Annotated in this window: 10 protein-coding genes; 7 read left to right on the top strand and 3 right to left on the bottom strand. The window is 43.9% G+C overall.

Annotated features, from left to right (window positions below):
• Window position 1: 1 nt before the first annotated feature.
• The 7 genes from sprA (at window position 2) to B3Z75_RS10805 (ending at window position 13599) form a co-directional block, all read left to right on the top strand.
• Window positions 2-7171: a cell surface protein SprA gene (gene sprA / locus B3Z75_RS10835; RefSeq protein ID WP_294071479.1), complete on the top strand. Its 7170-nt coding sequence runs from the start codon at window positions 2-4 to the stop codon at window positions 7169-7171.
• A 383-nt stretch (window positions 7172-7554) separates the two neighbouring features.
• A complete protein-coding gene (locus B3Z75_RS10830) occupies window positions 7555-9114 on the top strand; it encodes a sensor histidine kinase (protein ID WP_238865718.1) in 1560 nt (519 codons plus the stop codon).
• 1 nt (window position 9115) lies between these two features.
• Window positions 9116-9829 carry a response regulator transcription factor gene (locus B3Z75_RS10825; RefSeq protein WP_238865716.1) on the top strand — a complete coding sequence of 238 codons (714 nt, stop codon included), beginning with the start codon at window positions 9116-9118 and terminating at the stop codon, window positions 9827-9829.
• A gap of 234 nt (window positions 9830-10063) precedes the next feature.
• Window positions 10064-10789 carry a CDP-alcohol phosphatidyltransferase family protein gene (locus B3Z75_RS10820; protein WP_238865714.1) on the top strand — a complete coding sequence of 242 codons (726 nt, stop codon included), beginning with the start codon at window positions 10064-10066 and terminating at the stop codon, window positions 10787-10789.
• 292 nt (window positions 10790-11081) lie between these two features.
• Entirely contained in the window at window positions 11082-11954 is an 873-nt protein-coding gene (locus B3Z75_RS10815) for a YicC/YloC family endoribonuclease (protein ID WP_286832284.1), read from the top strand.
• A gap of 90 nt (window positions 11955-12044) precedes the next feature.
• Complete coding sequence (gmk, locus tag B3Z75_RS10810) at window positions 12045-12608, top strand: guanylate kinase (protein ID WP_238865710.1); 564 nt, start codon at window positions 12045-12047, stop codon at window positions 12606-12608.
• A 70-nt stretch (window positions 12609-12678) separates the two neighbouring features.
• Window positions 12679-13599, top strand: coding sequence for an alpha/beta hydrolase (locus tag B3Z75_RS10805; protein ID WP_238865708.1), 921 nt, complete (start codon window positions 12679-12681; stop codon window positions 13597-13599).
• Between the two features lie 166 nt (window positions 13600-13765).
• Here the strand turns inward: B3Z75_RS10805 and B3Z75_RS10800 are convergent, their stop codons facing one another.
• The 3 genes from B3Z75_RS10800 to B3Z75_RS10790 all read right to left on the bottom strand — a co-directional run.
• Window positions 13766-14770 carry a Gfo/Idh/MocA family protein gene (locus B3Z75_RS10800; RefSeq protein ID WP_286861481.1) on the bottom strand — a complete coding sequence of 335 codons (1005 nt, stop codon included), beginning with the start codon at window positions 14768-14770 and terminating at the stop codon, window positions 13766-13768.
• Between the two features lie 265 nt (window positions 14771-15035).
• Entirely contained in the window at window positions 15036-17489 is a 2454-nt protein-coding gene (ccsA, locus tag B3Z75_RS10795) for a cytochrome c biogenesis protein CcsA (protein WP_294071466.1), read from the bottom strand.
• A gap of 178 nt (window positions 17490-17667) precedes the next feature.
• Window positions 17668-18248 (bottom strand): sugar phosphate isomerase/epimerase family protein (locus B3Z75_RS10790; protein WP_286847314.1); only part of this gene is annotated, 581 nt, incomplete at its 5' end.

The following is an 18248-nucleotide window of genomic DNA, read 5'->3' as shown; positions in this document are numbered from 1 at the left end:
CATGCCAAAAGATACTGCTGCCGTAACACTGCCTTTTAATCGGCAGGGGCTGCCTGTTAGACTGCAAAATCCTTCTAATGTTGTAACGGAAGTACGCTACGATTATCGCTCCAACCTCTATATCTTTGAATATAAGGTGGGTGATGCAGTGATAAACACTCCCGTCACCATGACTCCGAAAGAGTATATGGAATACCGGTCGCGACAGATGCAATCGGACTATTTCAGAGAAAAGAACTCCCTTAACCGTGACGGTTTAAGGCCATCCTCACGATACTCGTCACTCTCAGGTATTCGCAAAAGGGCAAATCAGCCAGGGACAATTTTCGGCCCTGGGGGCATAAGGTTCACTGCACAGGGATCTGTAGAGATATCAGCTGGGATTAAACGGGATTTTACCGGTAATCCGGGCATTCCGCAACGGTCACGAGTAAGAAATATATTCGATTCAGACCAGCAGATAAAGCTAAATATGAATGCCAAAGTGGGGGAAAAGATAAATTTCGATATCAATTACAATACCGATGCTACCTTTGATGCAGATGCAAAACAGATAAGGCTTGCTTATAAGGGTGATGAAGACGAGATAATTAAAAATATTGAAGCGGGAAACGTTAACATGTCCACAACCAACTCGCTTATTGACGGCGGAGCAGCGCTGTTGGGCATAAAATCGGAACTGCAGTTTGGTAAACTGCGGGTAAATACGGTCATCTCTCAACAACAGTCGGAATCACAAACCGTTAATACCGGCGGTGGGGTACAAACTACACAATTTGAGCTTAACGCCGACAAGTATGATGAGAACCGCCATTTTTTCCTGGGACATTACTTCCGCGATACCTATGATAATGCATTGGCAAAGCTCCCTTATGTGCAGTCATCGGTATCCATAACAAGGATGGAGGTGTGGGTGACCAACAAACGAGGGGAGTATGACAGGGTTAGAAATATTATTGCATTTGCCGACCTGGGGGAACACAACAACATACATAACCCGATGTGGACAGCGCAAGGCTCGTCAGACGTTCCTGACAATATGTCCAACACCATGTATGGCGAGCTTGTCTCTAACTACCCCGGTGCACGCAATCTGAGTGAAACGGAAAACACCCTCCCCGGCAGCATCGTCCCGGGCACGGACTATGAAAAGCTGGAGAATGCGCGACTCCTGAGTCCCTCTGAGTACAAATACCGCCCTCAGCTTGGATATATCTCCCTTAACATGCCGTTACAGCCTGATGAAGTGCTGGCAATTGCTTACGAATACACATATAATGGCAGGGTGTACCAGGTGGGAGAGTTCTCCGGTGAAGTGGGAAGCGTTTCTGCAGGTAACGGCGACAGGCAAAAGGGTGCCCTGTTTGTTAAACTGCTGAAACCTGTTTCGTTCTCTCCACGGTCCCCGGCATGGGGGCTGATGATGAAAAACATCTACTCCATAGGATATGGAGCATACAATGTGCAAAAGGATCGCTTCAGGATGAATGTCACATACCAGAGCGATTCCTCAGGTATCTATATGAACTATCTACCAGGGAGTGGTGTAGACGACAAGCTGCTCCTCACCATAATGAACCTCGACAGGCTTGACTCACGCAATAATCCCAATCCCGACGGGATCTTCGATTTTCTTGAAGGCTATACAATAGACAGCGAAAACGGCTGGATTATATTTCCTGTTACTGAGCCGTTCGGGTCGCATCTGAAGAAAAAAATCGATAACGATGCCATTGCCCGCAAATATGTATATCAGGAGTTGTATGATTCAACGCTCACCGCAGCACGACAGGTCCCCGAAAGAAATAAGTTCCGTTTGAGTGGCGAGTACAGAGGCTCTTCCGCCCATGAGATAAACCTAAACGCAGTGAATGTGGAAAGGGGTTCGGTAAGGGTCACTGCCGGCGGTATCCCCCTTACCGAAGGTGTTGATTACACGGTTGATTATCTCTCAGGTATTGTAAGCATCATTAACCGTTCAGTTCTTGAATCGGGAACACCTGTGAGTGTAACTCTCGAAAACCGCCTTATGTCGCATCTGCAACGCAAGACACTGATGGGTATCAACCTGTTATACGATTTTTCAAAGGACTTTTCAGCAGGAGTCACGCTGATGCACTACTACGAGAAACCACTAATAATGAAAAGTGCTTACGGAGACGAATCTGCAAAAAATACGTTGTGGGGGGCAAACCTTTCCTACAGAAGAAAGTCGTATGCGCTAACCAACCTGATTGATATGCTGCCTTTTGTGGATGCTACAGCACCTTCTCAACTTTCGGCAAACCTGGAGTTTGCTCACTTGATTGCCGGACACTATAAAAACAGATACACGGGCGAATACTCCTATATTGATGATTTTGAAAGTTCATCGACGAGCATCGATCTTCGTACACCCTACTCCTGGTCACTCGCCTCCACTCCGCTTAACAACACGTCCTCAGGACTGTTTCCGGAGGCGGCACTCTCTAACAATACCGATTATGGAAAAAACCGCGCGCTGATGGCATGGTTCTATATCGATGGCATCTTCACCGGAAGGAATTCGAGTCTGACACCTGCTCATATCAAAAACGATCACACCCAACTCTCCGACCACCGGGTAAGGGAGATATTTGAGAGGGAGATTTACCCCAACAGGGATGCCTATTACGGACAGCCAGCCACCATTCCTGCACTTAATATCTCCTACTATCCTAACGAACGGGGACCTTATAACCTTGATAGTAATGTGGACGGTAAAGGAAATCTACTCAATCCGGAACAACGTTGGGGTGGTATCACACGACGAATGGATACCCGCGATTTTGAGGCAGCAAACATTGAATATATTGAGTTCTGGCTGATGGATCCTTTTGTGAATGACACGCTCGGCACTTCAACAGGTGGCGACCTCTACTTCAACCTTGGTGATATATCGGAAGATGTGTTGAAAGACGGAAAAAAGTTTTTTGAGAATGGGTTGCCTGTTGATGGCGATACTACGGCAGTGGGATACACAGTATGGGGTAAATACCCGAAGCGGCAGTCCACAGTTTATGCCTTCGACAACTCTCAGGGGATGGAAGCACGACGGTTGCAGGATGTAGGGCTGAACGGACTGAGCAGTGAAGAGGAGAAAGTGTATCCATCATATGCCAACTACCTGAACGAACTTCGTCCCCGGTTATCGGGTGAAACTATTTCAGCAATGGAAGCCGACAGCCACTCACCGTTAAACGACCCTGCAGGGGACAAATTCCGCCATTATAGAGGGGCGGAACAGGATCGCATGCAGATGAGCATACTCGAGAGATATAAATATTTCAACGGCACTGAAGGCAATTCACTTGCATCTGATGAAGATGCACGCTATTCTTCAATATCGCGATCCACTCCTGATGTGGAGGACATAGATAACGACAATACACTCAATGAGAATGAATCATATTATCAGTACAGGGTATCGCTTAGGCACGAAAATATGGAGACGGGAAGCAACTTTATTGTCGACAGGCGTGAAGTGAGCGTGAGATTGCGGAACGGACAGGACGGGAAGGTCAATTGGTACCAGTTTAAAATACCTGTCAGGGATTATCAGCAAAAGATTGGCAATATAAATGGGTTCAACAATATCCGGTTTATGAGAATTTTTCTTACCGGCTTTGAAGAACCTGTCTTTCTAAGATTCGCCACACTTGAACTGGTACGTAGTGAGTGGAGAAGTTACACGAAAGATCCTGTAACAGGAGGAGAAGTCACAGGCACAGGTAGCCTTGACATTTCAACAGTGAACATTGAAGAGAACGGCAATCGCACACCGGTAAATTATGTTTTGCCTCCGGGGGTTACACGTATTCTTGATCCGGGACAACCTCAGCTCAGACAGGAGAATGAGCAGTCGCTTTCTATAAAGGTACAAGATCTTGAGCCGGGGGCCTCCAGGTCGATCTACAAAAACAGTATGTATGATATGCGCCGCTATAAAAGGCTGCAGATGTTTGTACATGCGGAGCAGCTGCCGGAAGTCCCCGGCACATTACAGGATGGGGATCTTTCAATATTCTTGCGTCTGGGGTCGGACTACAGGGATAACTTCTACGAGTATGAGATACCTCTGCTAATTACTCCTGAAGGGCAGTACAGCACCAATAGCCCGACCGGGCAGAAGACGGTATGGCCACTGGAAAACATGTTCGATTTTCCTCTTGAGCTGTTCACCGGCCTGAAGCTGGAACGTAATGCAGAAAAACACCGTAGTGGTGGTGCTGACTATTATATCCCCTACTCGCTTTACGACCCGGATAAACCGGGAAACAGGATAACCATTATTGGTAATCCTTCGCTGGCAGAAGTGAAGGTGATGATGATTGGCATCAGGAACCATTCTGACAGGAATCAGTCGGGGGAAGTATGGATAAACGAGCTACGCTTAAGCGAGTTCGATGAAAAAGGAGGTTGGGCGTTTCAGGGAAATATGCAGCTGGCACTGTCAGATATCGGTACTGTCGCCTTCTCTGGAAGAAAAGAGACAGCCGGCTTTGGTGCTCTCAGCAGGAGCCTTTTGCAACGACGCAACGATGACTATTTATCAATGCATATGTCTTTTAATTTGGAGTTAGGACGTTTTCTTCCAAGGCAGGCAAAGGTGACGGCACCGTTTCAATACTCCTATTCAGACCGGACATGGACCCCGCTCTACGACCCCTTTAACAGAGATATCCTGCTCTCCGAATCATTGAAACAGTCCAAAAACAGGCATCATCGCGATTCTATTCAAAACATCTCAACTACAAGTTCTATAAACAAAAGCATTAGCCTGAGCAATGTAAAAGTAAATATCAGTAGTAAAAACCCGATGCCATACGATCCGGCCAACTTAAGCTTCACCTTTGCCAGGAACATTAATGAACTTCACAGCCCTGATACCGAGTACGCAACGGTACTCGATTACCGGATACAGGCGGACTACGAGTACTCCCCTTTAATGAAATCCCTGGAGCCTTTTAAAAATATAAAAGACAACTCCGGATGGCTGAAACCGGTTAAAGCGCTATATTTTAATTTACTCCCAAACAACATCAGAGCAGGTTCACTGTTAGTGCGTAATTATCAGGAGAAACAGCTCCGGAGCCTCAATGCCCAAGGAGATGGAACAACACAGTCGCAACGGCAATACCTTTCGTTTAGCCGCAATTTCTTTTGGGACCGGGATTTTTCCATCACGTGGGATCTGACGAGAAACCTGAAAGCATCGTTTCATTCGGGTACGATAGCCGAAATTGAAGAGCCTTATCTGCAAGTGAATAAAAAGATTAACCGGAGCGATTATGAAATATGGAAGGATTCTGTGATCCACAGTATACGTGAGCTAGGGAAACCACTCAACTACGAGCAGGCGGCCAACGTTACATATATCCTCCCGTTCGCTCATATAGCACCGCTTGACTGGATCAGTTCGAGTGCAGCATATAACTCCCGCTACCGGTGGGAACGCGGAGCTGTTGTCGATGATGAAAATACAGGCAACTTTCTACAGAACGATTTTGCACTTTCAGTAAACAGCAGGTTCAACCTGGTGTTGCTATACAATAAGATTCCTTTCCTGCAGAAGGCGAACAGTATTTTTAACGGAGGGGCGGGACCTATGCAGGCGGACATCTCGCCGGCGGAAGGAAGTACTCCCGGTTACGACATTGCAAGTTATGCCATGAGAGCAGTGATGATGGTTCGCAGTATCAACCTGAATTTTGGATACATGACACGTACCAGCCTGCCTGGATATGATAAGATGATTGGCGACATTTTCGGCCAACATAACGGTGCTGACGGGCTGCTTCCCGGATTGGGGTTTGCCTTCGGATTTGATGGCGGAAAGAGATTCATAGAGAGAATGAAAGAAGACAACCTATTGGTAATAAACAAAAACAATATTACACCCGCCATAAGTAACCGGACAAAAAATATGAGACTGGAAGTTTCCCTGGAACCTTTCCCGGGATTAAAAATCGACCTTAACGCTCTCTACGAGGATAATCGGCGTACAGAATTTCAATTTATGTTTGAGGAGATGCCTGTGGTTCACGGTGGCAGTTTTGCAATGACTACCATCTCCCTCTCATCAGCATTTGAAAACCAGAGAGCAGGTAAAAACTACTTCTCAAGTACATTCGAGAGGTTTCGGAAAAACAGGGAGGCTATCGCATCAAGAGTAAGGGGCCAATATGAACTTTCACACTACCCTTCCAGTGGATTTCTGGCTGGAAGCAGCTACGCAGGACAACCGTTTGACCCGGCAACAGGTGATGTTAACATTAACTCAGCCGAGGTGTTAATCCCTTCATTACTGGCAGCATATACAGGCAAGGATCCTAACAGCGTGGAGCTTACCGCCTTTCCCGGCATGAGGTCGCTGTTACCAAATTGGAACATATCGTTCGACATGATGTCAATATTGCCTGAACTGGGTGAGCATGTGAAGTCGTTAAACCTTGTTCATCAATACATATCGCATTACCGTGTTGGTTCGTTCTCATCTTATCTCAGCTGGGTGCCGGCAAACGATGATGGTGACCTGGGTTACATACGTGACGCCCTCTCAGGATCTCCTATCCCCTCAACACCATACGATATCTCAGCGGTAACCATTACAGAAAGCTTTCACCCGCTTATTGAGGCAAACAGCATACTGAGCAACAATATGAATGTAAGCCTGAGGATAAATAGGACAAGGGCGCTGAACCTGAATATCCCTTCATACAGGATAGTGGAGATGAATGATAACGATATTGTTGTTGGAATAGGCTACCGCATTGCCGATTTTAACCGGATAGCAGGATTCGGGTCAAACTCAATGCAAAGGGTCAGAAACAGTCGGTTGCCGGGAATAGCTGGAGAGAAAGGCCAATCTCACGCCTCCGAAACATTCAGTAACACTCTGAATCTCCGTTTCGATGTCTCTCACAAAACCACGAGTGCTCTTATCAGAAAAATTGAAGACGGTTTTACTCAGGCTACAAGCGGAATAAAGACCATAACTATACGTTTTACTGCAGATTACGAATTAAGCAGGGCTCTAACACTGCGTGCATTTTACGACAAGTTGATAAATACACCACTTGTTTCATCATCATCCTATCCGGGAGCAACAACAAATGCGGGGGTAAGTTTGCGGATAAACCTTATTCAATAGCCTGGTTCATCGGGGTTGAAGCATTGAAACTGGCAGAGCGAAGTATTGAAACTGGCTAGGTATAACATTGAAACAATCTGTATGAAGTATTAAAACTGGCTGGGTGAAGCATATTCATATAGAAAGATGGTTTACCCGGCAACCAAAAATCATACAAAGGTGTTATATGAAAAAAGAGATGGCTGAGAAATACTGAAAATTAGAATAAAAACCGCTATTTTATCTTAATTAATGTTGCAAAACGGGCTTTCCTGCGTTTTTTTTTAATTTTAAGAGGATATGTTAAACAAAAAAGTCGTTTATTTGTTAAATTAAAATGAACAAAGACGATCTTTGAAATAAAATAGTCACTTATAAAAAGAGGTTAGTAAAGAAAGTACAGTATGAAAAAATCGACTATATGGTTGGTTGCCGTTGTTATGTTCACCACTTTTTTAGCTTTACTGTTTCTGCAGGTAAGATACATGAGGACAAGCATGGATATCCGCACCAAACAGTTCGATGAGCAGGTAAACAGAAGCTTGTACAACGTGATGAGGGATCTTGAGCAGGATCAGACACGCGATTACCTGGAGCAGGATATGATTGAATCGGAAAACAGATATTCACAGTATTCCGCCCCGCAGATGTCCCCAAATATTTCAGAGCAGAAAACAGGTGCAGCAATAACACAACCCGGAGGAAGTGATACAAGAATAAGGCTGAACGCACCACAGCAGTCGATGCGGCCGGATCAGCAAAGGGAGAGGGTGTTTTTATCACCCAGCCAGGGCTTAAGCACAATCTCAAAAACCCAGTATGATATGCAACAGTCGTTGTCGAAGCGATATCTTCACGAGCGCTCATTACTTGATGAGGTTATTTTTAAAATAATGAATCGTGCCAGTAATGAGCCTATTGAAAAAAGAATCGATTTCAACAAGGTTGAACAATATATTCGTTACGAGCTGTCATACAATGGATTGAACGAACCATTCAGTTTTCAGGTAGTGAATTACAACAATAAGGTGGTTTTTTCTTCTCCCGGCTTTTCGACAAAATACAAAGATGCGATTTACACTCAAATTCTGTTTCCTAACGATCCACCGGCAAAATTAAACCAGTTGAGGGTTTATTTTCCAACTAAAAGGAATTATGTGTATAGTGAACTTTCCTTTTTTATACCATCGCTAATATTCACGTTTATACTACTGATAACGTTTATATTTACGATAGTATCACTGTTCAGGCAAAAGCGTTTGTCTGAGATGAAGAACGATTTTATTAACAATATGACGCATGAGCTGAAGACGCCAGTCTCCACCATCTCGCTTGCCACGCAGATGCTTAAGGATGAGTCTATCCTTAAGTCGCCCGAAGTGTTCAAGCATGTCACGGGAGTGATACATGATGAGACCAAAAGGCTCAGCTTCCAAGTAGAAAAGGTGTTGCAGATGTCGCTTTTCGACAAGCAGAAGACAACTCTGAAGATGAAAGAGATAGATGCAAACGACCTGGTGGTGAGTGTTGCCAATACTCATGTGCTGAAAGTGGAGAAGTTGGAAGGCATTCTGGACATTGATCTTCAGGCTGAAAAGTCCACAATACGCGTGGATGAGATGCACTTTACCAATGTGCTTTTCAACATCCTGGACAACGCGTTGAAATACAGAAAAAAAGATGTTCCGCCTGAATTGATGATCCGTACACGCAACGAAGGGAACAAAATCATTATTACCATTGAGGATAATGGAATCGGGATGAGGAAGGAAGATTCGAAAAAGGTATTTGAACGGTTTTATCGCGTTCCTACCGGCAACAGGCACGATACAAAAGGATTCGGACTGGGGCTGGCATACGTGAAAAAGATCGTAATAGACATGAATGGCACAATACGTGCCGAAAGTGAATTAGGTAAAGGCACCAAATTTATAATTAGTTTACCCGTAATAACACAAAAATGATATGGAAGAGAAGTTAAAAATTTTTTTATGCGAAGATGATGAGAATCTTGGCATGTTGCTCAGAGAATATCTCCAGGCAAAAGGGTTTGATACCGATCTGTTTCCCGATGGGGAGGCCGGTTTCAAAGGATTCGTGAAAACAAAATACGATTTGTGCATCGTTGACGTAATGATGCCTAAGAAAGACGGCGTAACGCTTGTTAGAGAGATAAGGACTATCAACACTGAAATACCTGTGATCTTTTTAACGGCCAAAAATATGAAAGAGGATGTACTTGAAGGCTTCAAAGCCGGAGCCGATGACTACATTACCAAGCCGTTCAGTATGGAAGAGCTGGTTCTTCGTATTGAAGCTATCATTCGCCGTGTGAAAGGCAAAAAAAGCAAGGAGCAGCAAGTATACAACTTTGGTACGATGACCTTCGACACTCAAAAGCAAATTCTTAATATCGGCGACATCCAGACAAAACTGACAACCAAAGAATCGGAGTTGTTGTCGCTCCTATGTGCTCACGCTAACGATATTTTAGAACGCAACCATGCACTGAAACAGATTTGGGAAGAGGATACATATTTCAACGCACGCAGTATGGACGTATATATCACTAAACTGCGCAAACTGCTAAAGCCAGAACCCAACATCGAAATCATCAACATTCACGGAAAAGGGTACAAGCTTATTGTTCCTACTGAAGAAGGTGATAACGTAGAATAACAAGAGTGCAATTTTCACTCTCTATAAGAGGCCGTTCTGAATGGAATGGCCTCTTTATATTAATAATTTTTTACCCTAACAGAAGAGTAACAGAAATATATTGTTTACATTTGCAAAAAAAGAGGCCCATTTACAGTCAATAATATGATTTGAAATATTTATGATTTTGAAATATCTATTGGCAGGCGTGAAAATATTGAGAAAAGAAGAGTAATTTGAAAAATAGAGTCAGATATGAAGAGTAACAAAAGAAAAATGGCGAAAACGCTTAAGGTTATCGCCACAGATCGTAACAGAACTAATATTCTGCGTGAATGGGAACAAAAGACTATTGCATACCTTGTGCAAAAGGTGCCTTCCCGGATCACTTCCGACGGTCTTACTGCCATCGGCTTCTTCGGAAACCTTCTGGTTGCTTCAAGCTTTGTATTGGGAGCTTATCTGAATCGTTACTGGCTGCTTATGTCATTGTTAGGTTTTGTTATAAACTGGGTAGGCGATTCGCTCGACGGGCGGCTTGCATACTACCGGAACAAACCACGCAAATGGTACGGTTTTTCTCTTGATGTGTCAGTGGACTGGGTAGGTACCTTCCTGATTGGATTAGGTTATACCATCTATGCCCCCGGGATATGGAAATATGCAGGATTTTTCTTCGTTGTGTTCTACGGATGGGAAATGATTACCGCCCAGTTGCGTTATAAGATAGGCGGCCAGTATTCTATAGACTCCGGTATCTTTGGCCCTACCGAGGTGAGATTATTGCTGGGAACCATTATCACGTTAGAGGTATTTATACCCGGTTCCATTCAGTACCTTGCAACCGCTGCCTGTGTTTTTCTACTTGTTTCGAATCTGGTTGAGACACGTAAACTGCTTATACTGGCCGACAAACAGGATATTGCAGATCGCCGGAGAAAAGAAGAGGAGCGCAAAGCAAGAAGAATTGAAAATGCATAAACTGACGCGTTTTATTCAGTAGGAAGATAATTACAAAACCTTTCAGTAATCTGATTATCCTCCCAAAGAGTATTACTCTGGGGAAGTGGTTTCGAGGAAATCCACAACCCTGGCATATGCCTGTGCATGCAAGTCAACTTTCGGCTGCAAACACAAAAATATCAACCAAAAATCCCTACCTTTGTGAAACTATTCAGTTAAACAAAAATAACGGTTTAGCGATGGCAATATTTGTTTTGCATGAAAATACAAAAGCAAACCAAATATTTTGAATTAATAGAAAAGTATCGAAATGACACATTCAATGACAGGATACGGCAAAGCAGTTGTCGAACTCCCTAACAAAAAAGTAACTGTCGAGATTAAGTCCTTGAACAGCAAGCAGTTTGATCTATCTATACGTATGCCGGCAGTTTACCGGGAAAAAGAGATCACACTGCGTAATAACCTTTCACATAGCCTGGAACGAGGTAAGATCGATCTTAATATAAATGTGGATGTTATCTCCAGGGATGTATCCTCAAAGATAGATTTCAATACACTGAGCCAGTATCACAGAGAAATAAGGGACCATGCCCTCGAAATGAGCGTTTCTCCTCCCCAGGACTGGTTCTCAATACTATTACGCCTTCCTGATGTAATGAAACAGGATACGGAAGAGCCCGACAATGTGGAATGGGAATCTATAGGGAAAGCAATTGAACGTGCAGTAGATGATGTCATTGCCTTTCGCAAACAGGAAGGGGAGATGCTGGCGAAGGTACTGACTGAAAAAATTGAACGGATTAGCGCCCTGCTTATTGCAGTAGAACCTTTTGAAACAGAACGCGTTGATAAGATAAAAAGTAGAATCTATGACGAACTTAACAACCTTGAAGGGATTGAATTCGACAAGAACCGTTTTGAACAGGAGATGATCTACTACATTGAGAAGCTGGATGTGAGCGAGGAAAAAAACCGCCTTGCCCATCATCTTAAATATTTCACAGAAACGCTAAACGGCTCACGTTCCCAGGGTAAAAAGCTTGGGTTCATTGCCCAGGAGATAGGGCGCGAGATAAACACCCTGGGTTCCAAATCAAATCAATCGGATATGCAATGTATTGTTGTGCAGATGAAGGATGAGCTGGAGCAGATTAAGGAACAGGTTTTAAATGTATTGTAAAGAAAGGTAGAGAAGCAGAGAAGCAGAGAAGCAGAAGCTATTTATGACACAATTAATAATAGTTGTGGCTCTACCGGAAAAAGTAATAAAATGGCCAAACTAATCATTTTTTCAGCACCTTCAGGCTCAGGTAAATCGACACTTGTGCGTTTTCTTTTGTCACAGGGACTGAACATTCAGTTTTCCATCTCGGCTACCAGCCGCGAACCACGCGGGGATGAGAAAGATGGTGTAGAATATTATTTCCTGTCACCCGACGAGTTCCGCAGGCGCATAAACAACAACGAGTTCCTAGAATATGAGGAGGTTTATGACAATAAATTCTATGGTACTCTGAAAAGCGAGGTGGACCGCATTCTAGAAGAAGGCAAGAATGTGGTTTTCGATGTTGACTGTGTAGGTGGGCTCAACATTAAAAATATATACAATAACCAGGCATTGAGTGTTTTTATTATGCCTCCGTCGGTAGAGGTACTACGCGAAAGGCTTGAAAAACGAGGTACCGACGAACCGGAAGTCATTGAGAACCGGTTGGCAAAAGCTGAATATGAAATGAGTTTTGCTCCGCAATTCGATGTAATAGTGAGCAATGACGATTACGACAAGGCAAGGGCTGAGATTCTGAAACTGGTCACCGACTTTATTGAAGAGTGATTTTTCTGGCCCTGTTCCCGATCAATTCATTTAATATTTAACTGAATCATATTAAAAAAGCATACGCATTATGATCAGAAGGTTATCCATAATTTTCGCGGCCTGTTTTCTCTCTTTCTCTCTCTTCCCGCATTCACTGGAAAAGGAGACCCGCACATATGCGGTGAAGGATGGACGGGAGCTTAAACTGGATCTGTACAGATCAGATTCTGCCGCCTTATTGCCACAGCCATGCCTCCTTTTTGTTTTTGGAGGCGGGTTTAAAGAAGGGGAAAGAGATGCAAAAATATATTCTTCTTTCTTCAACTATTTCGCCAGCAAGGGATTTACAGTAGCCTCTATTGATTACCGCCTGGGGATGAAGGGGCAAAAGGCCCCGGGTTTATTTAATTACAAACCAATTCAAAATTCCATTTCACTGGCTGTAGCCGATCTATATTCTGCGACAAGTTATCTGCTGGAAAATGCCGAAGAGCTTTATATAGACCCTTCGCTCATAATAATCAGCGGATCAAGTGCAGGTGCCATCACTGTTTTACAAGCAGATTACCGTGAACGCGACAACCATCCCTCAGCCAGTGTGCTGCCTGACAATTTCAGATATGCAGGTGTGATTGCCTTTGCAGGCGGAATCTTTAGTACTGAAGGTGTACCGTCGTACGCAAAAAAGCCTGCTCCCACTCTTTTCTTCCACGGCAGTGCCGATAAGCTTGTACCATACGACAACATTCGATTATTCAATATTGGCATGTTCGGATCTAAATCGCTGGCGAAGAGATTCCGTGAGGAACATTATCCATATATTTTCTACAGCATGGAAAATATTGGACATGAGGTGTCGGGTTATCCCATGGAAGAGTTTCTGCCCGAGATAGAACAGTTTATAAATGATATGGTGTTCGACCGCAGACAACAGATGATAGATATAAACTATAAAGATATTCTGCGAAAATCGGACACTTCTACAACTCCGGACAGCTATTACGACTGAAATGCTTGCGTTGCCAGGATAGAAAATCACAGTACTCACCATATGGTTCATGCATAGCTACCTGAACCCGATTGCAACACTGGGAACTTGGACATGCGTCTGTGGCATAGTCTGGTAAACTTATGGCAGATATTCAGTAAGAGACAATCGGGAAAAAAATGTGCTTTTAAGGCTCGACGAATTTGCCAAAGGTACAATTCCGCTGCAGGATGGCATCCATCACCCAATTGGTACGGGCAGCAGATACACCTGTACTAACAGGCATAAGCCCGTCTCCGTTTAGATAGTCAACGATACTTTTAATGAGGTAATACTGAATATTCTCAGGATTCTCTTCGTGATATTCCTTCTTCCCTTTGTCAGTTTCCAAAAGTATTGGGGTAAACATAAAGGTTGAGAATGAGCCCTTGCCTTTAGTTCCAGTAATATCGATCTTATCGGTGCGGGTGTTTCCCGGTGCAACAAAGCTCCAGCTGCCGCTGCCCAATATACCGGATTTAAACCGGAAGGCTGCTGTGACGGTATCTTCAACCTCATACAGATTTTTCACATTAGTACTGAAGCCGTGTGCATCGGTGATCTCACCAAACAAATAATCAAGCAGATCGAACTGATGTGAAGCAAGATCGTAAAAATATCCGGCGCCGGCGATCTCTTTCTTCACTCTCCAGGGCAGACTATCCCGATTATAATCATCTGCGTAAGGTGGAATGGCAAATCGGATTTGCACGTTAGATATATCTCCAAGCAATCCATCATCGATCAACTGTTTCACCCTGAGAAAATAAGGGAGGGTGCGACGGTAATAGGCAACGAAACAGGGGACTCCGGTCTCTTCTGACACACGACATATCCTAAGTGCTGATTCGTGCGAGGCAGCCATTGGCTTTTCTACATATACCGGTTTTCCGGCCCTCATTGCCGCAATGGCGTACTCCTCATGCGATGCAGGAGGTGTTGCTACATACACCGCATTAACCCCGGGATCGTTGATCAGATCATATGCATCGTCATACCATTTGCCGATTCCGTGCCGCCGGGCATAATCTTGCGCTTTTTCCGCATTACGGCGCATCACTGCTACCACATCCGATTCCTCTACTTTTCCGAAGGCCGGGCCGCTTTTTTTTTCAGTTACGGATCCACAGCCGATGAAACCCCAATGTACCATATTAACAATTAATAAATTTTATCTTTGAAATATCAACCATCAGTAAAATCATTTATGAGTCCTATTTTAATTGTTGTTTGAGTCCACTTTAATAAGTCGTTTTGTAAAAATATAATATTTGATTTTCAAGTGATGAGTCCTCTCCGAAAACCTCAAAACTCAATTTTATTGGCTTGCAACTTATTGAAAATCAATGTTCATCTTGTGAAATTTTCAAGAAAAAAGACTTATCGGAGGAGACTCAGTGATTATAATGTCAAATATTCTATTTTGAGACTTTTTCAAGCAGATCTTGCTTAAAAATTGTTCTCTTTCTGTAAGAGATTATGCCCAGAATGCCAATCATAAGAAATGCGATGGCAATGTACAAAAAAACAGACGTTGTACTTTCTGTTTGCCCATAAGAGTGCATACCGCTCAGGAAATAGTTTACCCCGAGGAAAGTCATAAGTACTGAAGAAAATGCAAATACCGACAGCAAGTTAAAGATCCATTCGTTATCCCACTTTTTAATTAGATGTATATGTGTAACTATTGAATATACTACAATTGTTATAAGTGCCCATGTCTCCTTGGGGTCCCAGCCCCAGTACCTGCCCCACGATTCGTTTGCCCATACAGCACCCAGAAAAGTACCGGTCGCCATCAGAGCAAGCCCCGCCAGAAGTGACAGGTTATTGATAATTGTCAGTTCTCTGATACGGTATGATAGAAGCATACTCTTCTTAGTGAAAGTCATTATTAATAGGTTGGTGATACCAAGCAAAAAGCTGATACCAAAAAATCCGTAGGCCCCCACAATCACCGCCACGTGAAACATCAGCCATGGCGATTTCAGTACCGGTACCAGTGTGTCTATTTGCGGATCCATCCAGTTGAGGCCTGAAACAAAAAGGATGATACCACCGAAAAGGGTTGCCAGGGCAAGCGTGATGGTGCTCTTCCGGCCAAAGATAAGTCCCGCCAGTACCGTTGCCCAAGCTACATAAACCATTGTCTCGTAAGAATTGCTCCAGGGAGCATAACCGGAGATATACCACCGCATTCCCATACCATAAATATGTATAAGAAACACCAGCAGTGTCCCTCCTATAAACAGTGCTGAGGCATAACGAATCCACTTTCGTTCGTTCAGCATTAGCATAAATGCAAGCATCAGAAGAATTCCGCCAAAGAGAAAATAACCTTCTTTGCAGTGATTAAAAATATTCAGATGGTTATAACGGATTTCGGCCTCAAGTTTTTTAGGGTTGATAAGCGAGGCTTTGTCGTTCTTCCGTTGATACTCTTCAATCAAATCGAGCACCCTGCCGGGTTTGCTCCAATCACCGCTACTGAGCGAGAGTGTAACTTCCGAGAGGTACCATGCGAATGTGTTTGTTATAAAAAGTGAGTCTTTTTCGTTGAAAACAGATAGATTGCCGCCCGGAGCATACCATGTGTGAGAAGAGCCGTGAGGATTGGGAAAGATGCCCGGCATAGCACCGTTAAACAACTGATATAAAATGTTTACCCTTTCATCAAGCTTTAACAGGTCTTTATCGAAAGTACTCCGTTCACCTGCCGGTTTATGATATATCTCCTGCAGTTGAGGCAATAGCCGATAGTCTCCCCTATGATCAAAAAAATGATAGTAAGCAACATGTTCTACCGGCAGGTTATACCGGTCACTGATCTGTTCGTTTGCCATGGAGATAACTGGTACCTGCATCCACATCTGCGGCTGTGCAATCAGGCTCAGAAGGAACTGGTCGGAGTTGAGATTGCCATATACCGGTTTCTTATATATTTTTCGTAATATCTCTGATGAAAAAGTGTTCATAGGCATCACGCGCCCGTGAAACTGTACCGGCAATGCACCAAACCTTGCCGCATGTTCCTGCGGTATGGTATTTTGCTGTATCTCTTCAATCATATGGCTACCTGGCAGCTCCTGTCCCTGGCTTACCATGGTAATCAGTACCATAGTGAGCGTCATCACGGTTTTCCTTGCACTCTCCCTTGTCTCCTTAAGCTGTCTTGCAAGTTTTCTGAAATGAGAACCGGGAAGAATGAACATAAGGATGAAGCCAAACACAAGAATGAGGTAACCTGTATAGGTGATAGTTCGTCCAGCCACATCACTGTTGACCGAAAGGATAGTACCTTTCTCATCGTGATCGTAAGAAGCTTGGAAAAATCGATATCCTTCTAAATCAAGCACGTTGTTCATAAACAGTTTCACCTCCCTCACTTCACCATTGATATGTATCAGCAGATCGCTCTCGTAAGATGATGGGCTTTCAGATCCTGGATAACGGATAATCCTGAATTCGGCAAGTTCCAGCACAAAAGGCATCCTCTCGGTCTTAATTCCATTTGATGTATGCATCATCATTGTGTCTGCCTTTTCACCCTCACGGATATGTATCTGCCCCTCTTTCCCGAACAGGAAAGTAACTAATGCGCCCGCAAGGATGACTACAAGAGCTAAATGAACCACAACCATTGCCCATCTTTTCCTTTTGATGAAATTTTGACGAATAAGAATAAGGATGAAGTTAAGCACCAACAGGAACTGCAGTAAGATAAACAGTGGTGAGTAGTATATAAGCATTTTGGCTGCCTCGGTACCCATCTGTTTTTCCAAAATCGTAGCTGTTGCCAAACCAATAGCATAAACAAACAACAGGGTAATGGTTGCCTTATAGGAGGTAAGAAGTTTCAGTAATCTGTCCATGCCGTAATTATTGATACAAAATGTTACAAGCTTGTTTTACTTTTGCTTTAAACAGATAAACTGAAGCCAAGCTTGACTGAAATGGTTACTATAACTCATTTATCCAGTGATAAAAAATGAGTGAAAAATCCGATTTCTTTCACTCATTTTTCATCAAACCGGAAACAGTGAAGCGGCCTCAGGCCTCTTCCCATTGTTTACGAAGTAACTCAAGAGCCGCGGGTACTACCACTTTACGGTCTCCCTGGCAACCACACTCGAAACTGACATATTTGTCGTATCCGATCATTTTCAGCCCTTTAAAACCGTTAACATAGTTATCAGCTTCTCCATCTTCTCCGGGCATGCTGCGGCGTTTGCGGCTGGCAACATGCACATGCTGCAGATGTTCGCCAGCTGAGATAAACGCTCCCATATCGGAGTTCTCCTCCCAGGTCATATGCCAGAAATCGCCCATGCATTTCACACCCGGGTTATTGATATCGCGGCAAATGGATGCAGCATCGCCTACCTGGCGCAGGTAAAAGGCCTCTCTGCGATTGAGCGGTTCCAAGATGACGGTGGTTCCCTGTTGCTGTGCAAAGGTACCCATTTCTTCGAACTGCTCACAGAGAAAATCGCGTGTCTCCTGATTATGGGGCATAACGGGAACCTGGCTGTTGAATGCCGGAACTATGATGACGCCGATAGATCCCAGTTCCCCGGCGGCAATAATAAGGTCCTCCATCGTGTTACGGCATTGCTTACGGACGGCAGGAT

It is taken from the genome of Proteiniphilum sp. UBA1028 (assembly GCF_002316955.1).
Taxonomy (GTDB): Bacteria; Bacteroidota; Bacteroidia; order Bacteroidales; family Dysgonomonadaceae; genus Proteiniphilum.
Note: the sequence above shows the minus strand (reverse complement) of the source record. Positions and strands in the feature narration are given on the sequence as shown.